Origin of the sequence: Nostoc cf. edaphicum LEGE 07299, from assembly GCF_015207245.1 — a bacterium.
GTDB lineage: Bacteria > Cyanobacteriota > Cyanobacteriia > Cyanobacteriales > Nostocaceae > Nostoc > Nostoc edaphicum_B.
Window position 1 is genome coordinate 1 of record NZ_JADEXF010000283.1, and the last position, 5,729, is coordinate 5,729.

General features: G+C 41.4%; 6 protein-coding genes. All 6 read right to left on the bottom strand.

What is annotated here, in order from left to right:
• The coding region (locus IQ229_RS10515) for an NAD(P)H-quinone oxidoreductase subunit H (protein WP_194043456.1) at nucleotides 1-1,159 on the bottom strand (1,159 nt) is incomplete at its 3' end.
• A 115-nt stretch (nucleotides 1,160-1,274) separates the two neighbouring features.
• Nucleotides 1,275-2,171, bottom strand: a complete 897-nt coding sequence (locus IQ229_RS10520) for an AraC family transcriptional regulator (RefSeq protein ID WP_194043458.1) — start codon at nucleotides 2,169-2,171, stop codon at nucleotides 1,275-1,277.
• 176 nt (nucleotides 2,172-2,347) lie between these two features.
• Nucleotides 2,348-2,755: a hypothetical protein gene (locus tag IQ229_RS10525; protein ID WP_194043460.1), complete on the bottom strand. Its 408-nt coding sequence runs from the start codon at nucleotides 2,753-2,755 to the stop codon at nucleotides 2,348-2,350.
• Between the two features lie 345 nt (nucleotides 2,756-3,100).
• Complete coding sequence (locus IQ229_RS10530; protein ID WP_194043462.1) at nucleotides 3,101-3,535, bottom strand: CAAD domain-containing protein; 435 nt, start codon at nucleotides 3,533-3,535, stop codon at nucleotides 3,101-3,103.
• A gap of 182 nt (nucleotides 3,536-3,717) precedes the next feature.
• Nucleotides 3,718-4,179: a BON domain-containing protein gene (locus IQ229_RS10535; protein WP_194043464.1), complete on the bottom strand. Its 462-nt coding sequence runs from the start codon at nucleotides 4,177-4,179 to the stop codon at nucleotides 3,718-3,720.
• 147 nt (nucleotides 4,180-4,326) lie between these two features.
• Entirely contained in the window at nucleotides 4,327-5,607 is a 1,281-nt protein-coding gene (locus tag IQ229_RS10540) for a histidine kinase (protein ID WP_194043466.1), read from the bottom strand.
• Between the last annotated feature and the right edge of the window lie 122 nt (nucleotides 5,608-5,729).

A 5,729-nucleotide genomic window follows, 5' to 3' on the forward strand; every position in this document is an offset into this window, starting at 1 on the left:
CATCAATACTTCCCAAGATGACGAAAATATCTGCTACTTTTTGACCTTTGATTAACTGAGGTAAAACTTGTAAATTATTGAAATCGGCTGGACGAATTTTCCAACGCCAAGGGAAAATGCGATCGTCTCCAATAATATATATTCCTAATTCTCCTCTTCCTGACTCTACACGGACATAATTTTCACCTTGAGGAATTTTAAATGTGGGTGCAACTTTTTTGGCAATGAATTGGTAATCAAACCCGTTCCACTCAGATTTATAACCTGCTACCATACGTTGAGCTTCTAAATTTTCGTATGCACCACCAGGTAATCCCTTAAGTGCTTGTTGAATAATCTTGACTGACTCACGCATCTCTCCAATTCTGACGATATACCTGGCAAAACAATCTCCTGCTGTATCCCATTGTATTTCCCAGTTAAAATCGTCGTAGCATTCGTAGTGGTCAACCTTTCGTAAATCCCACTTCACCCCAGAAGCGCGTAACATCGGGCCAGAAATTCCCCAATTAATCGCATCTTCACGACTTAAAACACCTACACCCTCAACTCGTCGGCGAAAAATGGGATTATTGGTAATTAGTCTTTCATACTCATCAATCTTCGGTGCAAAGTAGTTACAAAATTCTTCGCATTTATCCACCCAGCCGTAAGGAAGGTCAATAGCAACACCGCCGATGCGAAAATAATTATTGTTGACCATTCGGTAGCCTGTAGTGGCTTCAAACAAATCAAGAATCATTTCGCGATCGCGCAAAGTGTAAAATATGGGAGTTTGTGCGCCAGTATCTCCTACAAAAGGCCCCAACCACAGCAAATGGTTGACAATTCTGGCTAACTCCAGCATGATTACCCGAATATAGCTAGCACGTTTGGGGATAGAAACATTTGCCAGTTTCTCGACAGCATTCACCGTCACAGCTTCATTAAACATCCCGCCATAGTAGTCCCATCGGCTCACGTAAGGTACATACATAATATTGGTACGGTTTTCAGCAATCTTTTCCATACCTCGATGCAGGTAGCCGATGACAGGTTCACAGTCTATCACATCTTCGCCATCCAAGGTGACAACAATCCGAAAGCACCCATGCATAGAAGGATGATGGGGGCCAAAGTTAATCACCATTGGCTCAGTCTTGGTTTCAATTCTGGCCATAGATAAAAAGTTTCCCTAATCTCTAATATTTCGGAACAAGATACTATTTTTGAAAATTTTAGAGAATTTACGGGTTGGAGTCTTGCAAAATCGTCCGATTTTTTGCAGATTTATCCTATCTTTGTTGAATAGCTTTAGGAGTTACACCCGTTAGTCGCTTAAAGTGAAAATTTAGATGGCTTTGGCTAGTAAAACCAACTGAATCAGCAATTTCAGCTATTGTCATTTTCCCCTTCAGTAATAATTCCTGGGCACGTTTCACGCGACAGGAAATTATATATTGATGAGGAGTCATCCCCGTAGATTGTTTGAAAAGCTGGGAAAAATAATGGGAACTCATTAGTAGTAACGCCGCCAACTCTGCTAAACCTAAATTTTGGTCAAGATGTTCGTGAATGTAGTCTATAACTTGCTGTAATTGACGACGTGGTAAACCATTTTTATATGTTTTTAATATCGGTTTGTGCGTGGAATAGTGTTGCATCAGATGTACTGATAAGGCATTTACCATCGTTTCTGCGTAAAGACGGCTCCCTAGAGGATCACTTTCCAAAATGCCTTTCAGTGCCAGCCCTATTTGATAAATTAGGGGATCGGGTGTGGCGAAGTGCGGCAAAAGTTGAATCTGTTTGGCATCTGCTGTTTCGTCAACTGCACAAGCAAAAATCTGTGGTTCAATAGCAAGTAAAATAAAGTCTCCTTCAGCATCCCAAGTAGCCTGATGCCCGACGTTAACGGGAGTAATCATAATATCCCCTCCAACTACAGCATCATGGCGCTTGCGTCCATCCATTTTTCGTTCAGCGTGAATTACCCACGCTCCATGAGTGAAAATGACAAGAGAGTGCCACAAAGGAGTGCAAACTTCAGGAAATTCATAAGCAGGTTGACACATATATCCAAATGAAGCACCGTGCCAACCTGCTTGAAGACTTGTGAGAATTGGTAAACGTGAGAATAGCGGGAATAAATCATCTTCTTTAGTGATAACTAAGGGCTTTTGTTCTAACATGGGCCACCACAAGTTATTACAAGCCCAATGTATCAAAAGCTAAAAAATTCTGATATGTCAGCTTGGACTTTATTCGCTCATAAAATTAGAGACGCAGTTATTGCGTCTCTAGAAACCACCTATTTAGCCTTTTTACGTGTAATTGCACCCAGCAAAAGGATAGTTGTTAATTAAATTTAAATTATTCCCGGGCCTCTACCGCGGCTGTCACCCTTATCTGTCAATTTGCCTTCCTCGTCCTGATTCACTTCTCCAAGTTCTTCAATACGTTCTTCCGTATCTTCTGCTGCTTGCTGGCGTGCATCACCCGGTTCTTCGTAGTACATTTCTGGTTCAACTGCATAGTTGTTTAACAAACCTTCTTTGTCTACGGTATAGCCGTCAGTGGTGCGGACACTTCCTGAATCGGTTTGATCGTCGGTAGGTGCATCTGCTTCCCGTTCTTCTGTGGGGCGGGTTTTGTAACGATCTCCTTCTCTTTCCATTCTAGCGGCGGTTTCAGCAGGGATAATGCCGCGATCATAAGTATCGACTTCCGCGCGATCAGATGAATCTGTATCTCTCTTAACTGCTTCATTAGCCATAATTTATGTCCTCGTTAAAGAATCTATTAAATAACTTCAGAAACTAGATTAGGCTGTTTCTTATCTCCAAGCTACTATCTTGAGAAGTGACTTAAATTTAAAAATAATGTTATATTCTCTATCTTTTGATGTATCTAAATATTAAGATTGAGTCCGGTTAAATACGATGAATTGACATTTATTGGTAAAATAAGGGTTTTGGTTGAAGTCAACTTTAAACATTAAAAGGGCAATTAGAAACTGCAACTATAAGAGTCCCTACTCAATTCCGCAGAGGCGGACGAGAGTTTGTGTAGCTGCAAATCCTATTTGCCCGTATAAATCCTAGTTTAATGGCCGGCAAATTTACTCGCCCACGAATTGATTTTTCAGTGATTGAATTTCATCGGCTAACTCTTGGCGAGTTGAAGCCTTCAGTAGATAACGGAAAACAAACCAACTGGTGTAACTAATTCCAACTAACTCAAAAAGTGGTGATAGTAGGGGAATATCATTGATTGCGGCTAGTACCGTCAGTACTATTCTAGCCGTAACAATTGCTGCCAAAATTAAACCAACTGTTATTAGAGGCTGCTTGTAGTCTCGAAAGAAGTCACTTAAATATTGCGGCAGTTGCTCTAAAAATTGAGAAATTTGTCTGCTAATTTGCTGCCATTGAGATTCAGGTTCAGATGCTGGGGGTAACTTTGGCAAGTTTGCAGTATCAGTACCTTCAAGTGCTAGTGTACCTTGTGATAAAGAAGCATTGATGGATTCACGTTGCTGTTGTTCGGTTTCCATAGTTTTTATTTTTGGTAACTACAAGACTTTGTATAACTGAACTGAGCATCAATAAATATAGTTATCAAGGTTGTCAATTGTCAATTATAGTGGTCAGTTAAACTTATTACTGACCACTCAGACCGAGCAGGAGCATTTAAATCTCTTTACGCCTACCTACTCACCTGATGTTGTTAACTGATTTAGTTAGTTACTGTGGAGACAGTTGCTTTTACAACTACACTGTTGACACCTTTAATTTCCTTAGCTAATTTTTCAATTTTAGCTAACTCCTGCTGATTAGTGACAGTTCCAGCGACAGTTACAACACCATCGTCTGCGGCATTAACTGTTAGCTGACCTTTAGGAATATTAGCCTCTAATTTGGAGCGAACTTCACTTTCTAAGTCAGCTTTAGCTCTTTTTGCATCGCCACCAGTAGCATTATTGCGCTGTTCGCGGGCGCGGATATCCTCATTAAGTTGTCTTCTCCGAACTTCGCTTTGTGCATCTTTTTGAGAAGCTTCTGTTGTGTTTGCACTCGGTGCTTGGGGAGCCTCATTAGGATTACTGGGTGCAGATTCACTTGTTTTAGAAGCGTTATCACAAGCAGCAACACCAAACACTAAAAGGCAACTAATTACGAAGGGGGTTAGCTTTTTCATTGGTTTAAGTCTGAATCAGAAAGTAAAATTTTTTGATGTTTCCGGCAAAAGTGAGGAGCAAGTTTTTTAGTTTTGGCCAGGAGCCAAGTTTTCAAATTATTGCTCCTGCAATTTTGTCTAATTGGTGTGAGTGAAAATCACTTTAGGTTAAAGTACTTCATCACGACGATCAACAATAACTACAGCAGGATCGTTTCTATGAGCCTCTGTTGAGTAATTGGGGCGAATCGGATCAACTACTGCTGCATCATGATGCGTTACTCGGTCAGAACCTGGGCGATGTTCACTAATTTCAGTGGCATCATAGATTGCAAATTCTTCAATACCTCGATGTTTGAGAATTGCTTCAGCTTGGCGGATTTCAGCTTCCGTACCATCAATAATTACTAAGTAGTCGCCTCTTTGGAAGCGATCGCTATATACTTGTGCTCTGTCTTCGGGAATTCCCAAGCCAACGAGTGCGCCTACAATACTACCAGCCGCTGCACCGATCGCACCACCAGCTAATGTTGTCGCCAAAGCTGTTGCAACTGCGCCACCGGCAATCACGGGCCCAATTCCTGGAATTGCTAAACTCCCAAGTCCAACTAATAAGCCAGTTAAGCCGCCTAGAACACCGCCTGTAGCAGCTCCAGCTTTTGCACCATCGTCTGCTTTATTACCACTACCAACATTTTTGTCTACATCTACACCACCGATCCCATGACCGTTCGTATCTTTGGCAATGATGGAGACTTGATTCAACGAAAAACCTGCATCTCGTAAATCTGTAATTGCTACTTCAGCATCTCGACGATGAGAAAATACCCCGATCGCACGTTTTGTAACACCACTATGACCAGCAGTAGAAGTTGGAGTCACATAACCAGTGGTTGCATTTGTCGCATCTGGGTGGTCGTAAATGCCAAACTCTTCCACACCCTGATGATTTAAAATTGCTTCTGCTCTGTGGATTTCTGCCTCTGTACCATCGAGAATGACTAAATAGTGTCCTCGTTTAACACGTTCGTCGTAAACTTTAGCTCGTTCTTCAGGAATTCCTAAACCAATTAATGCACCAAGCAAACTACCAGCTACTGCACCAATACCAGCGCCAGCGAGAGTTGTAGCTAGGGTAGTTGCTGCGGCTCCAGCCAACATAATTGGCCCGATTCCAGGAATTGCTAAAGTGCCAAGACCGACTAATAAGCCAGTCAATCCGCCCAAAGCACCGCCTGTAGCTGCTCCAACTTTAGCACCTTCGTCAGATTTATCGCCAACGCGATCGCTCACATCTGCACCAGCAATATCATCTCTGTCGCCATCTTGGGTAATGACAGAAGCTCTATTCATGTCAAAGCCAACTTTTTTTAATTCATGTAAAGCGTGTTCAACATCTCGACGATGAGAAAATACACCTACAGCACGTTTATGTAGACCTACTACCATTATTCTTTCTCCTCAACAAAAATCAATTATTTACTAATTCATAGCTCGTAATAACCTTTATTAATACATTTTTTTATTTACTTTTCATCAATCGCTTGGGAGAATTTTTCTCTCTATCATTA